This window comes from Pseudomonas sp. ICMP22404, assembly GCF_006227205.1.
In the GTDB taxonomy this organism is placed as follows: Bacteria; Pseudomonadota; Gammaproteobacteria; order Pseudomonadales; family Pseudomonadaceae; genus Aquipseudomonas.
Genome location: NZ_VCNG01000022.1, coordinates 1 through 16,044, shown reverse-complemented (window position 1 = coordinate 16,044; position 16,044 = coordinate 1). Strand labels below are relative to the sequence as shown.

Sequence of the window (16,044 nt, the reverse complement as noted above, 5' to 3'; positions counted from 1 at the left end):
TCAGGAACAGGATGGCCGGCAGCCCGAAAGGGGCTGCATGACGCTTCCATCAATAACAAGCCCAAGCGGAGTACCACAGATGGCGTTCTTCACCGCAGCCAGCAAAGCCGACTTCCAGCATCAACTGCAAGCGGTACTGGCGCAGCACATCAGTGAACAGGCACTGCCACAAGTGGCGCTGTTTGCTGAACAATTCTTCGGCATCATTTCCCTCGATGAACTTACCCAGCGCCGGTTGTCCGACCTCGCCGGCTGCACCTTGTCCGCCTGGCGCCTGCTTGAGCGCTTCGACCACGCGCAATCGCAGGTTCGCGTCTACAACCCCGATTACGAACGCCACGGCTGGCAGTCGACCCATACGGCCGTAGAAGTGTTGCACCACGACCTGCCGTTCCTGGTGGACTCGGTACGCACCGAGCTGAACCGCCGCGGCTACAGCATCCATACCCTGCAAACCACCGTGCTGAGCGTGCGTCGTGGCAGCAAGGGCGAGTTGCTGGAAATCCTGCCGAAGGGCACCCAGGGCGAGGGCGTCCTGCAAGAGTCGCTGATGTACCTGGAAATCGACCGCTGCGCCAACGCCGCCGAACTCAACGTCCTGAGCAAGGAACTCGAGCAGGTGCTGGGCGAAGTGCGCGTGGCCGTGGCCGACTTCGAGCCGATGAAGGACAAAGTCCAGGAGATCCTCACCAGCCTGGACAACAGCGCCTACACCATCGATGCCGACGAAAAAAGCGAGATCAAGACCTTCCTGGAGTGGCTGGTGGGCAACCACTTCACCTTCCTGGGCTATGAAGAGTTCGTGGTCCGTGACGATGCCGATGGCGGCCATATCGAGTACGACCCCGAGTCGTTCCTCGGCCTGACCAAGCTGCTGCGCGCCGGCCTGACCGCCGATGACCTGCGCATCGAGGACTACGCCGTCAACTACCTGCGCGAACCGACGCCGCTGTCGTTCGCCAAGGCCGCGCATCCGAGCCGTGTACACCGTCCGGCTTACCCGGATTATGTGTCGATCCGTGAAATCGACGCTGACGGCAAGGTCATCAAGGAATGCCGCTTCATGGGCCTGTACACCTCCTCGGTGTATGGCGAGAGCGTGCGCGTTATTCCGTACATTCGCCGCAAGGTCGCCGAAATCGAACGTCGTTCGGGCTTCCAGGCCAAGGCGCACCTGGGCAAGGAACTGGCCCAGGTGGTCGAAGTGCTGCCCCGCGACGATCTGTTCCAGACCCCGGTGGATGAGCTGTTCAGCACCGTGATGTCCATCGTGCAGATCCAGGAACGCAACAAGATCCGCGTGTTCCTGCGCAAAGATCCGTACGGCCGTTTCTGCTACTGCCTGGCCTACGTGCCGCGCGATATCTATTCCACCGAAGTGCGCCAGAAGATCCAGCAAGTGCTGATGGATCGCCTGAAGGCCTCGGACTGCGAATTCTGGACGTTCTTCTCCGAGTCGGTACTGGCCCGCGTGCAGTTGATCCTGCGAGTGGACCCGAAGAACCGCATCGACATCGACCCGCTGCTGCTGGAAAAAGAAGTGGTGCAGGCCTGCCGCAGCTGGCAGGACGACTACGCCAGCCTGGTCATCGAGAGCTTCGGCGAGGCCCAGGGCACCAACGTGCTCGCCGACTACCCGAAAGGCTTCCCGGCCGGCTACCGCGAGCGCTTTGCTGCGCATTCGGCGGTGGTCGACATGCAGCACCTGCTGAGCCTGAACGAAAAAAATCCGCTGGTCATGAGCTTCTACCAGCCGCTGGGCCAGGTGTCCGGCCAGCGTGAGCTGCACTGCAAGCTGTATCACGCTGACACGCCGCTGGCGCTGTCCGATGTGCTGCCGATCCTGGAAAACCTCGGCCTGCGCGTGCTGGGTGAGTTCCCGTATCGCCTGCGCCATACCAATGGCCGCGAGTTCTGGATCCACGACTTCGCCTTCACCGCCGCCGAAGGGGTGAACCTCGACATTCAGCAGCTCAACGACACCTTGCAGGACGCCTTCGTCCACATCGTGAGCGGTGACGCCGAGAACGATGCGTTCAACCGCCTGGTGCTGACCGCCGGCCTGCCGTGGCGCGACGTGGCACTGTTGCGTGCCTACGCCCGCTATCTCAAGCAGATCCGCCTGGGCTTCGACCTGGGCTATATCGCCAGCACCCTGAACAACCATACCGACATCGCTCGCGAGCTGACCCGGTTGTTCAAGACCCGCTTCTACCTGGCCCGCAAGCTCACCGGCGAGGACCTGGAAGACAAGCAACTGCGTCTGGAGCAGGCGATCCTCACGGCACTGGACGACGTCCAGGTGCTCAACGAAGACCGCATCCTGCGTCGCTACCTGGATCTGATCAAGGCCACCCTGCGGACCAACTTCTACCAGACCGACGCCCACGGCCAGAACAAGTCCTACTTCAGCTTCAAGTTCAACCCGCACCTGATCCCGGAACTGCCGAAGCCGGTGCCCAAGTTCGAGATCTTCGTCTACTCGCCACGGGTTGAAGGCGTGCACCTGCGCTTCGGCAACGTTGCCCGTGGCGGCTTGCGCTGGTCCGACCGTGAAGAAGACTACCGCACCGAAGTCCTGGGCCTGGTAAAAGCCCAGCAAGTGAAGAACTCGGTGATCGTGCCGGTCGGCGCCAAGGGTGGTTTCCTGCCGCGTCGCCTGCCACTGGGCGGCAGCCGGGACGAGATCGCGGCCGAGGGCATCGCCTGCTACCGCATCTTCATCTCCGGTCTGTTGGACATCACCGACAACCTCAAGGATGGCGCCCTGGTGCCGCCGGCCAACGTCGTGCGGCATGACGACGATGACCCGTACCTGGTGGTGGCTGCCGACAAAGGCACGGCGACTTTCTCCGACATCGCCAACGGCATTGCCATCGACTACGGCTTCTGGCTGGGCGACGCCTTCGCCTCCGGCGGTTCGGCTGGCTATGACCACAAGAAAATGGGCATCACCGCCAAGGGCGCGTGGGTCGGCGTGCAGCGCCACTTCCGCGAGCGCGGCATCAACGTCCAGGAAGACAGCATCACCGTGGTCGGCGTGGGCGACATGGCCGGCGACGTGTTCGGTAACGGTTTGTTGATGTCCGACAAGCTGCAACTGGTCGCGGCGTTCAACCACCTGCACATCTTCATCGACCCGAACCCGGAACCTGCCAGCAGCTTCGCCGAGCGCAAGCGCTTGTTCGACCTGCCGCGTTCGGCCTGGACCGACTACGACACCAGCATCATGTCCGAAGGCGGCGGCATCTTCTCGCGTAGCGCGAAGAGCATCGCCATCACCCCGCAGATGCAGGCACGCTTCGACATCAAGGCCGACAAGCTGACCCCGACCGAACTGCTGAACGCCTTGCTCAAGGCGCCGGTAGACCTGTTGTGGAACGGCGGTATCGGCACCTACGTCAAGGCCAGCACCGAAAGCCACGCCGATGTCGGCGACAAGGCCAACGATGCGCTGCGCGTGAACGGTAACGAACTGCGCTGCAAGGTGGTGGGCGAGGGCGGCAACCTGGGCATGACCCAGTTGGGTCGTGTCGAGTTCGGCCTGCATGGCGGCGCCACCAACACCGACTTCATCGACAACGCGGGCGGCGTGGACTGCTCCGACCATGAAGTGAACATCAAGATCCTGCTCAACGAAGTGGTGCAGGCCGGCGACATGACCGACAAGCAACGTAATCAGTTGCTGGCGAGCATGACCGACGAAGTCGGTGGCCTGGTGTTGGGCAACAACTACAAGCAGACCCAGGCCCTGTCCCTGGCGGCCCGTCGCGCATTCGTGCGGATCGCCGAATACAAGCGCCTGATGAACGATCTGGAAGTGCGTGGCAAGCTGGACCGTGCAATCGAGTTCCTGCCGACCGAAGAACAGCTGGCCGAACGTGTCGCGGCGGGCCATGGCCTGACCCGTGCAGAGCTGTCGGTGCTGATCTCCTACAGCAAGATCGACCTCAAGGAAGCGCTGCTCAACTCCCTGGTACCGGACGACGACTACCTGACCCGTGACATGGAGACCGCGTTCCCGGCGACGCTGGTGAACAAGTTCTCCGAGGCCATGCGTCGCCATCGCCTGAAGCGTGAAATCGTCAGCACCCAGATCGCCAACGACCTGGTCAACCACATGGGCATCACCTTCGTTCAACGGCTCAAGGAGTCCACGGGCATGAGCCCGGCGAACGTGGCGGGTGCATATGTGATCGTGCGGGACATCTTCCACCTCCCACACTGGTTCCGTCAGATCGAAGCCCTGGACCACCAGGTGTCGGCCGACGTGCAACTGGAGCTGATGGATGAGTTGATGCGCCTGGGCCGTCGTGCGACCCGCTGGTTCCTGCGCAGCCGCCGTAACGAGCAGAACGCTGCTCGCGATGTGGCTCACTTCGGTCCGCACCTGGCGGCGTTGGGCCTCAAGCTCGACGAACTGCTGGAAGGCCCGACCCGTGAAGGTTGGCAGACCCGCTACCAGGCCTACGTGGCCGCCGGTGTGCCGGAGCTGCTGGCGCGCATGGTTGCAGGCACTACGCACCTGTACACCTTGCTGCCGATCATCGAGGCCTCCGACGTCACCGGTCAGAACGCCGCCGATGTGGCCAAGGCCTACTTCGCCGTGGGCAGCGCCCTGGACATCACCTGGTACCTGCAGCAGATCAGTGCCTTGCCGGTGGAAAACAACTGGCAGGCCCTGGCCCGCGAAGCGTTCCGCGATGACGTCGACTGGCAGCAACGGGCGATCACCATCTCGGTCCTGCAACAGGGCGACGGCAGCCAGGACGTGGAAACCCGTCTTGCGCTGTGGCTGGAGCAGCAGCAGGACATGGTCGAGCGCTGGCGTGCCATGCTGGTGGACATTCGTGCCGCCAGCGCCACCGATTACGCCATGTACGCAGTCGCCAACCGCGAACTGCTGGACCTGGCGTTGGCAGGTCAGGCGGTCGTAACGGCCAACTGATTCGGCGTTGAATGAAAAGCCCCGCATCGAGAGATGCGGGGCTTTTTATTGGGCGCGGTTCATGCGCAGCACCGATTTTCCTTGTGGGAGCGAGCCTGCTCGCGATGGCGGCGGGTCAGTCGAGGATGATGTTGGTTGTACCACCGCTATCGCGAGCAGGCTCGCTCCCACAAGGGGATTGTGGTGTTAGTCAGTTTTTCAGCGGAATCAACACCGCCTCCTTCTCACCCATCACCATGAAGACCAGCAGTTTCGCCGGCGCGGTCGCGCTGGCGTTTTTCGAGACCAGGTGCTCGGAACCCGCCGCCTCGTACCAGAACTCCCCGGCCTTGTAGGTGGTCGCCGGCTCGCCTTTGACCTGGGAGGTAATGGCACCTTCGAGCACATAGGCCATGGCCGTGCCTTCATGTTTGTGGGCGATGGATGACTGGCCTGGGGCGTAGTCAACGGTCAGCATCATGGCTTTTTTGCCCGGTAGGTTCTTCAGCATTTTCTCCTGCAACACCTGGACCTTTTCCGAAGGTGCGGCTTCGTGGGCGTAGACCTGGGCGACAGGCAGCAGGCTGAGGGCGGCGATCAGGCAGAGGGTTTTCATGGCAGTGGCCTTCGTGGGTTTGGAGTGGGTCCGCGCTGTTGCGGCGATGGATCCACCCTATGCCCGCTGGCGGGGCAAGCAAACGTCCAATCTTTCGGAAGGCCGGTAGACCAATTGGCCTACTACGGATTTGCAACTGACTGGACCGTAACCCTGTGGCGAGGGGATTTATCCCCGCCGGGCTGCGCAGCGGCCCCAAGATATTCGTGACGGAGCCTATCTGGCGAGTGCTGCGCACTCGAGCGGGGCGGTGCGACGTTTCGCTAAATCCCCTCGCCACATGGGGCACGGCCCAGGAGTGCGGGCAGCTCAGACAATCGGGAAACTATTGAAGTCCACGCTCCGGGCCAGGCGACTGTCGATCAGGCCGATAAAGCCCTGCACTTCGGGGCAGTTGAAGTGGGCTTGCATGGCTGCTTCCGATTGCCAGCGGGCGCTGACGGTCCAGCGGTCGCCGTCCACCGGACACCGGTCGACCATGTAGGCGTCGCAACCGGGCTGGGTGCGCAGGGTTTCGACGATTTGCTGCAACTGTCGGCCCAGCTCTTCCGAGCGACCGGGGGTGGCTTGCACCTGGACGGTATTGATCACTTGGCGAGACATCGTTCAGGCTCCTGAATCAAGTCGGACGGGATGTTCACAATCAACGGTACCCGTGCAGGATAGGCCTGCATGGGCGAGGCTTAAACAGCCAATGGGCGGATAAGCAGGCAGTCCAATCGTTCAGGCGACCTGCTGCAGGATGTCCCGCAAGCGATCCAGGGCAATGTCGATGTCCAGGACTTCGATGGCACCAAAACCGAAGAACAGCCCTTGTCGCGGTGGTGCTTCGTTGAAAAAACCATCAAGGCGGTACAGACCGACCTCGACTCTTTTCGCCAACTCGACCACCAGCGGCAGATCGATCGGTACTTTGCACAATACCGCCAGGTGGAAGCCGGCGGTGGTGGGCACGGCTTCGAACCAGGGCGACAGGTCACCGGCCATGCGCGCCAGGATCCGCTCGCGACGTCCGGCATACAAGGTGTGGCAGCGACGAATGTGCTTGAGCAGGCAACCTTCGGCGATGAACTTGGCCAGCGCCCATTGGGGCAGGGTGGACGTGTGTTGGTCGGTGAGGCGCTTGGCCAGGATCACCGCTTCGAGAATCGCTGGCGGCAGGATGGCGTAGCCAAGCCGCAACTCCGGCAACAGGGTCTTTGAGAACGTCCCGACGTACGCCACGATGCCTCGTTCGTCCATGCTCTGCAGCGAGTCGGCAGGCCGGCCTTCATAACGGAACTCGCTGTCGTAATCGTCTTCGATGATGATCGCGCCGAGCTCATAGGCCCGCGCCAGCAGGGCCTCGCGGCGTGCTTGGCTCAGGGGCATGCCCAGGGGGAACTGATGGGAAGGCGTGACGTAGATCAGCCGCGTACCGTCCGGAATCAGGTCGACCCGCATGCCTTGCTCATCCACCGGGACCCCGACCACCGTGGCGCCGTGGGAGCCGAACAGCAGTCGCGCCGGTGGATACCCCGGGTCTTCCATCGCCACCAGGCTGCCGGGCCGGGTCAATACCCGTGAGATCAGGTCCAGGGCTTGTTGCGCGCCGTTGCACACCACCACATCATCGTCCTGGCAATTGACCCCCCGGGAAAATGCGATGTGCCGGGCGATGGCATTGCGCAGGGCCGGCAGGCCCCCGGGTTGGCTGTAGAGCCCCTTGGCATTGGCGATCTGGCGCAGGGCGTGGGCAGTGCAACGACGCCAATCGTCCAGGGGAAACTGCCCCTTGCCGGTGGCACCGCCGATGAAGTCGTAGCGTAATGCGCTTTCCGGCGTCGGATGGCGCAACAGGTCCGGCATGTTGCGCCAGGCCTCGACCACGTCGGCCCCGGCCAGCTCCCGATGGCTTTGCTTGCGCACGATCTTGGCTGGCCGCGCATTGACGTAGGTGCCTTTGCCGATGATGCCGGTGAGAAAGTTTTCGTAGGTCAGCTGGGCGTAGGTGTCGGAAACGGTCTTGCGCGAAACGCCCAACTGTTCGGCGAGCAGGCGGCTGGGGGGCAGTTGTGTGCCGGCAGTCAGGCGACCGCTTTCGATGGCGCTGCGCAACTGCTGGTACAACTGACTTGTCAGGTCCTTGCGGCCATTGATGACGACATGAAGTTCCATACCCGCGGGCTCCCGGACAATCGCCTGGCGGCAGCGTCAAAGCTGCAAGATTACCTGCATTGTGCGTCTGGATAGAAGTTGCGTGGAGAAAATCCGGCAGATTGGTCTGGCGTTGGATGGCCCTGGTTTTTTCGGCCAATTGGATCTGTCGCCGATGGCCTTCAGGTTCTACCGTGAAGGGATCACTGCCACGGAGCCCGTCATGAACCAGCGTCTGGATTACTACAGTGCGTCCCCAGGGGCGATGAAAGCGATGATTGGCCTGGAAGCGCTGACCAGCCGCCTGAGTATCGAAGCGGCGCTTCTGCACCTGATCAAGATCCGCGCTTCGCAACTCAACGGGTGTGCTTTCTGCACCGACATGCATTCGGTGGATGCACGACGTCTGGGTGAAACCGAACGGCGTCTGTTCGCAGTGGCTGTATGGCGCGACAGTTGCTTTTTTACTGACCGTGAGCGCGCCGCCCTGGCCTGGACCGAAGCGGTGACGCTGTTGGCCCAGAGCCAGGTACCCGACGATGTCTATGCCCAGGCCCGTACCTGCTTCAGTGAGGAGGAGCTGGTGGACCTGACAATGGCGATCAGCACCATCAACAGCTGGAATAGGCTGGCGGTGAGTTTTCGCCAGAGCCCTGTTGATTGAGTCAGGAAGTGGGGGGGCTGGTCGGCCGCTTTCGCGAGCAGGCTCGCCCACAGGGAATCGGTGGTGGACACAGAACCTGAAGTTGCCCAAAAACAACTGTGGGAGCGAGGCTTGCACGCGATGCAGGCGCCTCGATCTACAGTAATACCGGGGCGATGCTATCGCGGGCAAGCCTTGCTCCCACAGGCTTGCCCACACAGGAGTGAGCGCTACAGGGTGATATCGGGACCGCAGTGAATAACACGGTCCCGGCGGGCGTCGCAGCGCTGAGTTTCGAGACGATCTAGGCGACTGCCGCGGCGTTGCGCTCGCGCAGCTCCTGCAAACGATCAGCCCCGCCCTCAGCGACACGATTCTCAAGCAAACGATCAGCCCCGCCCTCAGCGACGCGATTCTCAAGCAGACGGTCGGAGCCGCCTTCGGCCACGCGGTTCTGAATCAGGCGATCGGAGCCGCCTTCGGCCAACTGATGCGCCGCGGCGCTGCTGTCTGTTGCCGAAGCGACATTCGACAGGCCGAAGCCGCTAACCAGTGCCAGTGCGATTACCAGGGACAAAGCTTTTGGGAAACTGAACATGGTGGTTCTCCTTGCGGTTAATGGATCAATTGCGCAGCAGCGAAGGGGTGCTGCTGTCCGGTGATCACAGTTAAACGCACGGATGTATCTGGGCCGTGTGTCGGAAGAAGGGGAAGTCGACAGTTACGTATCAATCGGCGGTTCATACACAGACTGATACAAACCCTTGGGACGTGGCGGAGTGGAGGCTCCGGATTAGCCGATAATCGCACCCTTTGTTATGCGCATGCGCTTGGGTTATTGACCGTACTAACCGGTTGGTACATTTTAGGCGCAGTACGTCTTGTCGGTACGAACAAGACCCATAATAAAAACAGAGGAATACCCATGCGTAACTGTCTGCGGGCACCCGACGCCATCCCTTCGCCCCTTCGCTTCAATCCCGAAGCCATTCTCTTGATCTCCGATCCGGCCCAGTAGCAGGCCTATGCGGCTGCGGCTCCATCGCGCCATGTGCCGGTATTCGACAAACCTGAGAGGTCTTCAAGATGACCAAAGTCGTCGATCTGTATTTCAAGCTGCTGAAGCTGCTGATTGTCTTGTGCATGGTTGCGATGACCGTGCTGGTGTTCGGCAATGTGGTGCTGCGTTATGCCTTCAATTCCGGAATCAGTGTGTCCGAGGAGCTTTCACGCTGGTTCTTCGTCTGGATGATTTTTCTCGGAGCCTTGGTGGCGCTCAAGGATCGTGCGCACCTGGGGATGGACAGCCTGGTCAAGCGCTTGCCGCCTTTGGTCAGGCGCGCCTGTCTGGTCATCGGGCATTTGCTGATGCTGTACATCTGCTGGTTGATCTTCATGGGCAGTTGGCAGCAGGTGGTGATCAACCTGCACGTGGTCGCACCGGCCTCCGGCTTGTCGATGGCGGTGTTTTACGCTGCCGGCCTGGTGTTTGGCGCCAGCGCAGCCTTGATCCTGCTCTATGAGCTCTACCTGGCTTTGTCTGGCAAGCTCGGCGACGACGAGTGGGTCGTGATCCAGGACCATGACGCCGTCGAGGCGATGACGCATAACCCCATCAAGAGTGATCGACCATGACGCTGGTTATTTTTCTCGGCTCTTTGATAGGCAGCATGGCGCTGGGCATTCCCATTGCGTTTGCGTTGCTGGTGGTCAGCGTGGCGCTGATGTTTTACCTGGATCTGTTCGATGCGCAAATCATCGCCCAGAACCTGCTCAACGGCGCGGACAGCTTCCCGCTGATGGCCGTGCCGTTCTTCATGCTGGCCGGCGAGGTCATGAATGCCGGCGGCTTGTCCAAACGCATTGTCAACATCGCCATGGCGCTGGTGGGACACAAGCGCGGCGGTCTCGGTTACGTGGCGATTATCGCGTCCTGCCTGCTGGCGTCGCTCTCCGGCTCCGCCGTGGCCGATGCCGCGGCACTGGCGGCGTTGCTGGTGCCAATGATGGTGTTGGCCGGGCATAACCGGGGACGGTCGGCCGGCCTGATCGCGGCCGGTGGCATCATTGCACCGGTCATCCCGCCGAGTATCGGTTTTATTGTGTTTGGCGTGGCATCCGGGGTGTCGATATCCAAGCTGTTCCTGGCCGGCATCGTGCCTGGACTGATGCTTGGGGCTTCGCTGGCCTTGGCCTGGTGGTACATCTCGCGCAGTGAGCATGTCGAGACGCCGCCGAAGCGTTCCCGTGCCGAAGTGCTGCGTACATTGCTCGACGGCAGTTGGGCGATGGGTCTGCCACTGATCATCGTCCTGGGTCTCAAATTCGGCATCTTCACCCCCACTGAAGCCGCGGTGGTCGCGGCGGTCTATTCGCTGTTCGTGTCCCTGGTGATCTACCGGGAGATGAAAGTCAGCCAGCTATATGAAGTGATCCTGTCCTCGGCCAAGACCACCTCGGTGGTGATGTTACTGGTGGCGGCGGCCATGGTTTCGTCCTGGCTGGTGACCATCGCCGATCTCCCGGGCCAGTTGGCGGAATTGCTGTCACCGTTCATGGACAACCCGACCCTGCTGCTGATGGTGATGATGGTGCTGATCATCCTGGTGGGGACGGTGATGGACATGACCCCGACCATCCTCATCCTCACTCCGGTATTGATGCCTGCTGTCGTCCAGGCGGGTATCGACCCGGTGTACTTCGGCGTGCTGTTTCTGATCAACACGGCCATCGGCCTGATCACGCCGCCCGTGGGGACGGTGCTCAATGTGGTTTGCGGGGTGGCAAAGCTGGACTTCGAAGAAGTTGTCCGCGGCGTATGGCCGTTTCTGCTCGCGCAGCTTGTGGTGCTGTTCCTGTTGGTGATGTTCCCGCAATTGGTCCTTGGGCCGTTGAAATTCTTCACCGGGTGACACCGGTGTAAGCCTTTGGTAGCTCGACCTTAAAACAATAATGATTGGAGAGTGAAATGCAAAAACTGATGAAAGCCCTGGTGGCCGGGGCGTGTGCAACGGGGTTGTTGTTGGGCAGCATGGCGAGCCACGCGGAGGAGATCCGCGAACGCACCCTGCGATTCGCGTTCCAGAACGTCAAGGAGCATCCACAGGGCCAGGGTGCGCAGAAATTCGCTGACCTGCTCAGCGAAAAAAGTGGCGGCAAGATCAAGGTCCGTCTGTTCCCTGGCGGGACATTGGGCGGCGACGTGCAGACGGTCTCGGCCCTGCAGGGCGGCACGCTGGACATCACCGTGCTCAACTCCGGCATTCTGGCGGCCCAGGCCCCCGATTTTGCCATGCTCGACTTTCCTTTCCTGTTCAACAACGCCGAAGAAGCCCATGCAGTGATCGATGGCCCGGTCGGCCAGAAGCTCGCGGCGCAGTTGGACAGCAAAGGGCTGGTGGGCCTGGGCTATTGGGATCTCGGGTTTCGTAACCTGACCAATAGCAAGCACCCGGTGACCCGGCTTGAAGACATGCAGGGCTTGAAGATTCGCGTCATTCAGTCGCCGATCTATCTGGAAACCTTCTCCGCACTGGGGGCCAACCCTGTGCCGATGGCGTTTCCCGAGGTCTACACCGGCCTTGAGCAACACACCATCGACGGCCAGGAGAACCCCTTCACGGTGATCGAAGGCAACAAGTTCTACGAGGTGCAGAAGTATCTTTCGGTAACGGGCCATATCTTCAACCCGCAGTCGTTGATCATCAGCCAGAAAACCTGGAGTCGCCTCAACGACGATGAGAAAGCGATGATTCGCGAGGCCGCTACCGAGGCGCAGAAATTCCAGCGAGATGCCACCGCAGCGAGCATGGACAAGGCAAAAGCGACGCTGGCCGGCGCGATGACGGTCAACGAAGTCAGCCCAGCCGAGAAGGATCGCTTTCGCGAGCGGGTGCAGCCGGTGATTGATAAGTTCGCCAAGTCCCTGGATGCCAACCTGGTGAAAATGATGTACGACGAGATCGCCAAGGTACGGGCTGCGCAGTGAGTTGACACGCCGCCATCGCGAGCGGTGAACCCGGGGTAGACAACGTTCTTCGGTCATCCTCGATTATTGTGGGAGCGAGCCTGCTCGCGATGGCGTCGGCACAGTCAATCTTGCTGTAACCGACACCTCCATCACGAGCCTGCTCGCTCCCTCAACGTTCAGCACATCAAGCGGTCATTGAGCGTCCGGAACCGCCAGCCATTGCCCAATGACTTTCTGGTAGCTGCCGTTCGCCTTGCTCAGGTGCAACCACTGATCGACATACATCTTCCAAGTGGTGTCGTCCCGGGGCAGCAGGTAGGCCTTCTCGCCATATTGCAGGTAACGGCTCGGGTTGACGGCGCACAGGCCAGGCTTGAGTTTCTGCTGGTAGAGCGCTTCCGAGGCATCGGTAATCATCACGTCGGCTTTCTTGTCCAGCAGTTCCTGGAAGATGGTCACATTGTCATGAAGACTGAGCTGGCCCTTGGGCACGAAGGCACGGACGAAGGCTTCGTTGGTGCCGCCGGCCGGTTCCACCAGGCGCACCGAAGGCTGGTTGATCTGTTCGAGGGTCTGGTAGCGCGACTGGTCTTCGCAACGGACCAGCGGGATCTTGCCATCCACGTCCAGCGTGTTGCTGAAGTAGGCTTTCTTCTGGCGCTCGAGGGTCACCGAGATCCCGCCCATGCCGATGTCGCATTTGCCCGCGATCATATCCGGCATCAGGGTTTTCCAGGTGGTCTGTACCCATTGCACTTTGACGCCCAGGCTTGCTGCCAGGGAGCGCGCCATGTCGGTGTCGATGCCTTCGTATTCTCCGGTTTCAGTCTTGTAGGTGTAGGGCTTGTAGTCGCCGGTGGTGCACACCGTCAATTCACCCCGTTGCAGGACCAGGTCCAGATGCGAAGGCGCCGGCTCGGCCTGGGCGCCGCAGGACAGTGCCAGCAGGCCGCAGAATGTCATTGTGCTTGTTATATTTTTCATCGGGGCACACGTCTCGCAAGGGAAGGGGACAAGACGGGGCAGTGTAGTAAAAGTCTTCGCGGGCTGTCACGGGGGCGGGGCGCTGGCGACTCATCGCGCGGCCGCGTCGGGCAGTCGCTGGGGGCTTTCGTCGGTGCAGCGGTGCGCTTCGCTGTCTAGTGGGCAATGATCCCATGGTCGATCGCGTACTTCGCCAGGGCCGCGGGTTTGTCGATGTTGAGCTTGCGGCGGATGCTCAGGCGGTGGGTTTCGACGGTGCGCACGCTGATGTCCAGCTCGCGGGCCATCTCCTTGTTGTTCAGACCCTGGACCATTTTGAGTAGCACCTGGCGCTCGCGGGGTGTCAGCTCGTCATCGGTGTTGGGAGCGGTGGCGAGCCGCTGGGCGATCTCTGCGCTGTAGAAGGTGCCGCCGCTGATGATGGCCTCGATGGCGGCGATGATTTCCCGTGAAGGCGCATTCTTGAGGACGTAGCCGCTGGCGCCGGAACGCACCGACTCGCTCACGTACTCATGGTTATCGTACATGCTCAAAACCAGGATCTTGAGGTTGGGGTACTGTTTGCCCAGCAGCCGGGTCAATTCGAGCCCGTTCATGTCCTTGAGGCCGATGTCCATCAGCAGCAGGTCTGGCTGGCAGCGCCCGACCATCTCGATCGCCTGCGCGCCGTTCTCGGCTTCGCCCACCACATCCAGTTGGGGCATGACGGACAGCAAGGCCCGGATGCCATCGCGGACCAGGGAGTGATCGTCAACCAGCGCGACGCGGATCGCAGGGGGCAGGTTCATCGGCAGGTGCTCTCGGTATAAAGGGCGCGCATCAGCTTTCGGTGGCCGACAGGGCCATGGGCAACAGGACGTCCAATTCACTTCGACCCGGCGTCGACGTCAGTTCCAGTCGTCCGCCGAAATGCTCGACCCGTTCACGGATGTTACGCAGGCCGATGCCGGCATGGCCACGTTCGACTTGCGGGACATTGAAGCCCATTCCGTCATCCACCACCGTCAGGCGCAAGGATTGAGCGGAGCCAAACAAGGTGATAGCGACACGTTTCGCCCCAGCGTGGCGTTCGATATTGGTCAGGGCTTCCTGGGCAATGCGGAATAGCGAGACCGGGGCGCCATTCTCCAGCCGGCAATCGAACTCATTGCTTCGGTAGGATACCTCCAGGCCGCTGCGCTGTTCGAATTCGGCCGCGAGCTGGCCGATGGCGGCGGGCAGGCCCAGGGTGTCGAGCAGGGAAGAGCGCAAGTCGTGGGAGATGTTGCGGATTTCACCGATGGCTTCTCCCAGTCGATCCGTTGCGTTCTTGAGGATGCCCAGGCCGTTTTCCTGGCCGTTTTCGAGCACATGACTGGCCAGCTCGAACTGGAATTTGATCGACACCAGCAGTTGGCTGATGCCGTCGTGGAGCTCGCGGGATACCCGCGAGCGTTCCTCCTCCTGCAGGCTGACAATGCGCTGGTTCAACCGCTGCAGTTTTTTGTCGGCCAGGCGATGTTCGCTCACGTTGAGGGTCATGCCGCCAGCGAAGACCAGCAGGACCGCCACCAGTGCGATGGCGGCAATGGCCAGCATGGTGGTGTGGATGCCTTGGGCGACTTCATCCCGTGCCTGCTGGGTGGCGCGCTCGACATCTTCCAGGTAGATCCCGGTGCCAAGCATCCAGCCCCACCGATCCAGCATCACCACGTAGGCCAATTTTTCGGTCACCTGGCCGGAGGACGGTTTGTTCCAGGCGTAGCGCTGGAAACCTTCGCCGGTCTCGGCGCTTTTGATCAATGCCTGGATGACAGGCAGGCCGTGAGGATCCTTCATGTCCCAGAGGTATTTGCCCACCAGCTCCGACTGGCGCGCGTGCATCAGGCTGCGGCCCTGGCGGTCATACACGAAGAAATAGCCGTTGATGCCGAAGCTGAGCTTGCGCAGTTCTTCGAGCACCTGCTGCTGTGCGTGTTCGTCGCCAAGGCCACCGTTGTACAGCGGAGCGATCAGGCTCTGCGCCATCTCGACGTAGTTCTTCAGCTCGGCGCGCTTGCTGGCCAGGATGCTGTCTTCGATCAGTTGTGCCTGTTGGTCGCCCAACTGGCGGTTGAGCGAGATCACCAGCGCGCAGATGACAGCAATCGCCAGGACCAGGGGCAGGATCCCGAGGGCGACGATTTTGTGTTTGAGCAGCATCTGTACTCCTGTCAGGGCCTGACGGGGGGAGGTGGATGGTCGGCATCATATGCCAAACATCGTACCGGATTGGAGATAAAACCTGTGGGAGCAAAACCTGTGGGAGCAAAGCTTGCTCGCGATTGCGGTCAGTCAGCAATGATGTTGACTGGTCTGTCGCTATCGCGAGCAAGCTTTGCTCCCACAGGTTTGCACCGTTTGATCCTTAACTGGCATTAGGGCAAGCCTTGCTCCCGCAGGGGCAGGGGGCATCTACGTAGTACTACGGATTTATTTATTGACGATGTACAGGGATATTGGGCCCGCTCCGAATAGCCGGGGCATACTATAAAAACAATCGCCGCAGTCCACTGGACCTCGGCAGGAGACACGCAATGACAACCCGTCTGGTTAAACACCTTGCCTGGTTTGCCGTGGCTGTTCTGGGAGCCTGTGCGTTGAGTGTCGTGGCCTTGCGCCGCGGCGAACCCATCAACGCCCTCTGGATCGTCGTCGCAGCCGTGGCCATCTACCTGGTCGCCTACCGCTACTACAGCCTCTTCATCGCCAACAACGTGATGCAACTCGATGCGCGCCGGGCCACCCCT

At 61.2% G+C, this 16,044-nt stretch carries 13 protein-coding genes; 6 read left to right on the top strand and 7 right to left on the bottom strand.

Translation table 11 applies throughout. The annotated features are described in order from the left end of the window. Positions 1–79 precede the first annotated feature (79 nt). Positions 80–4,948: an NAD-glutamate dehydrogenase gene (locus tag FGE05_RS27475; RefSeq protein ID WP_139649907.1), complete on the top strand. Its 4,869-nt coding sequence runs from the start codon at positions 80–82 to the stop codon at positions 4,946–4,948. 190 nt (positions 4,949–5,138) lie between these two features. On the opposite strand, the gene FGE05_RS27470 is transcribed toward FGE05_RS27475, so the two are convergent. From FGE05_RS27470 to FGE05_RS27460, 3 genes are all read right to left on the bottom strand, one after another. Then, positions 5,139–5,543, bottom strand: coding sequence for a cupin domain-containing protein (locus tag FGE05_RS27470; RefSeq protein WP_139649905.1), 405 nt, complete (start codon positions 5,541–5,543; stop codon positions 5,139–5,141). Positions 5,544–5,852: 309 nt separating this feature from the next. Beyond that, complete coding sequence (locus tag FGE05_RS27465) at positions 5,853–6,146, bottom strand: antibiotic biosynthesis monooxygenase family protein (RefSeq protein ID WP_139649903.1); 294 nt, start codon at positions 6,144–6,146, stop codon at positions 5,853–5,855. Positions 6,147–6,266: 120 nt separating this feature from the next. Continuing rightward, positions 6,267–7,700 carry a PLP-dependent aminotransferase family protein gene (locus tag FGE05_RS27460; protein WP_139649901.1) on the bottom strand — a complete coding sequence of 478 codons (1,434 nt, stop codon included), beginning with the start codon at positions 7,698–7,700 and terminating at the stop codon, positions 6,267–6,269. Between the two features lie 202 nt (positions 7,701–7,902). Between FGE05_RS27460 and FGE05_RS27455 the strand changes: the two genes are divergently transcribed. Continuing rightward, on the top strand, positions 7,903–8,343 hold the full coding sequence (locus tag FGE05_RS27455; RefSeq protein WP_139649899.1) for a carboxymuconolactone decarboxylase family protein: 441 nt from the start codon (positions 7,903–7,905) through the stop codon (positions 8,341–8,343). A gap of 283 nt (positions 8,344–8,626) precedes the next feature. On the opposite strand, the gene FGE05_RS27450 is transcribed toward FGE05_RS27455, so the two are convergent. Further along, a complete protein-coding gene (locus FGE05_RS27450) occupies positions 8,627–8,920 on the bottom strand; it encodes a phage infection protein (RefSeq protein ID WP_139649897.1) in 294 nt (97 codons plus the stop codon). Positions 8,921–9,408: 488 nt separating this feature from the next. On the opposite strand from FGE05_RS27450, the gene FGE05_RS27445 reads away from it, so the two are divergent. The 3 genes from FGE05_RS27445 to FGE05_RS27435 are packed head-to-tail and all read left to right on the top strand — an operon-like array spanning position 9,409 to position 12,310. Next, positions 9,409–9,957 (top strand): TRAP transporter small permease, encoded by a 549-nt coding sequence (locus tag FGE05_RS27445; RefSeq protein WP_139649895.1) that lies wholly within the window; start codon positions 9,409–9,411, stop codon positions 9,955–9,957. After that, complete coding sequence (locus FGE05_RS27440) at positions 9,954–11,234, top strand: TRAP transporter large permease subunit (RefSeq protein ID WP_139649892.1); 1,281 nt, start codon at positions 9,954–9,956, stop codon at positions 11,232–11,234. The genes FGE05_RS27445 and FGE05_RS27440 overlap by 4 nt, the downstream gene beginning before the upstream one ends. 56 nt (positions 11,235–11,290) lie before the next feature. Then, on the top strand, positions 11,291–12,310 hold the full coding sequence (locus FGE05_RS27435; protein WP_139649890.1) for a TRAP transporter substrate-binding protein: 1,020 nt from the start codon (positions 11,291–11,293) through the stop codon (positions 12,308–12,310). Between the two features lie 174 nt (positions 12,311–12,484). On the opposite strand, the gene FGE05_RS27430 is transcribed toward FGE05_RS27435, so the two are convergent. From FGE05_RS27430 to FGE05_RS27420, 3 genes are all read right to left on the bottom strand, one after another. Further along, positions 12,485–13,276 (bottom strand): transporter substrate-binding domain-containing protein, encoded by a 792-nt coding sequence (locus tag FGE05_RS27430; RefSeq protein ID WP_139649888.1) that lies wholly within the window; start codon positions 13,274–13,276, stop codon positions 12,485–12,487. Positions 13,277–13,431: 155 nt separating this feature from the next. Beyond that, a complete protein-coding gene (locus tag FGE05_RS27425; RefSeq protein WP_139649886.1) occupies positions 13,432–14,064 on the bottom strand; it encodes a response regulator transcription factor in 633 nt (210 codons plus the stop codon). Between the two features lie 31 nt (positions 14,065–14,095). Continuing rightward, positions 14,096–15,457: a cache domain-containing protein gene (locus FGE05_RS27420; RefSeq protein WP_139649884.1), complete on the bottom strand. Its 1,362-nt coding sequence runs from the start codon at positions 15,455–15,457 to the stop codon at positions 14,096–14,098. A gap of 374 nt (positions 15,458–15,831) precedes the next feature. Between FGE05_RS27420 and FGE05_RS27415 the strand changes: the two genes are divergently transcribed. Continuing rightward, positions 15,832–16,044 (top strand): carbon starvation CstA family protein (locus tag FGE05_RS27415; protein WP_272972540.1); only part of this gene is annotated, 213 nt, incomplete at its 3' end.

Bases quoted from the DNA above. Each gene is read 5' to 3' on its own strand.
- FGE05_RS27475 (WP_139649907.1), top strand. From the start codon at position 80: ATGGCGTTCTTCACCGCAGCCAGCAAAGCCGACTTCCAGCATCAACTG.
- FGE05_RS27470 (WP_139649905.1), bottom strand. From the start codon at position 5,543: ATGAAAACCCTCTGCCTGATCGCCGCCCTCAGCCTGCTGCCTGTCGCC.
- FGE05_RS27465 (WP_139649903.1), bottom strand. From the start codon at position 6,146: ATGTCTCGCCAAGTGATCAATACCGTCCAGGTGCAAGCCACCCCCGGT.
- FGE05_RS27460 (WP_139649901.1), bottom strand. From the start codon at position 7,700: ATGGAACTTCATGTCGTCATCAATGGCCGCAAGGACCTGACAAGTCAG.
- FGE05_RS27455 (WP_139649899.1), top strand. From the start codon at position 7,903: ATGAACCAGCGTCTGGATTACTACAGTGCGTCCCCAGGGGCGATGAAA.
- FGE05_RS27450 (WP_139649897.1), bottom strand. From the start codon at position 8,920: ATGTTCAGTTTCCCAAAAGCTTTGTCCCTGGTAATCGCACTGGCACTG.
- FGE05_RS27445 (WP_139649895.1), top strand. From the start codon at position 9,409: ATGACCAAAGTCGTCGATCTGTATTTCAAGCTGCTGAAGCTGCTGATT.
- FGE05_RS27440 (WP_139649892.1), top strand. From the start codon at position 9,954: ATGACGCTGGTTATTTTTCTCGGCTCTTTGATAGGCAGCATGGCGCTG.
- FGE05_RS27435 (WP_139649890.1), top strand. From the start codon at position 11,291: ATGCAAAAACTGATGAAAGCCCTGGTGGCCGGGGCGTGTGCAACGGGG.
- FGE05_RS27430 (WP_139649888.1), bottom strand. From the start codon at position 13,276: ATGAAAAATATAACAAGCACAATGACATTCTGCGGCCTGCTGGCACTG.
- FGE05_RS27425 (WP_139649886.1), bottom strand. From the start codon at position 14,064: ATGAACCTGCCCCCTGCGATCCGCGTCGCGCTGGTTGACGATCACTCC.
- FGE05_RS27420 (WP_139649884.1), bottom strand. From the start codon at position 15,457: ATGCTGCTCAAACACAAAATCGTCGCCCTCGGGATCCTGCCCCTGGTC.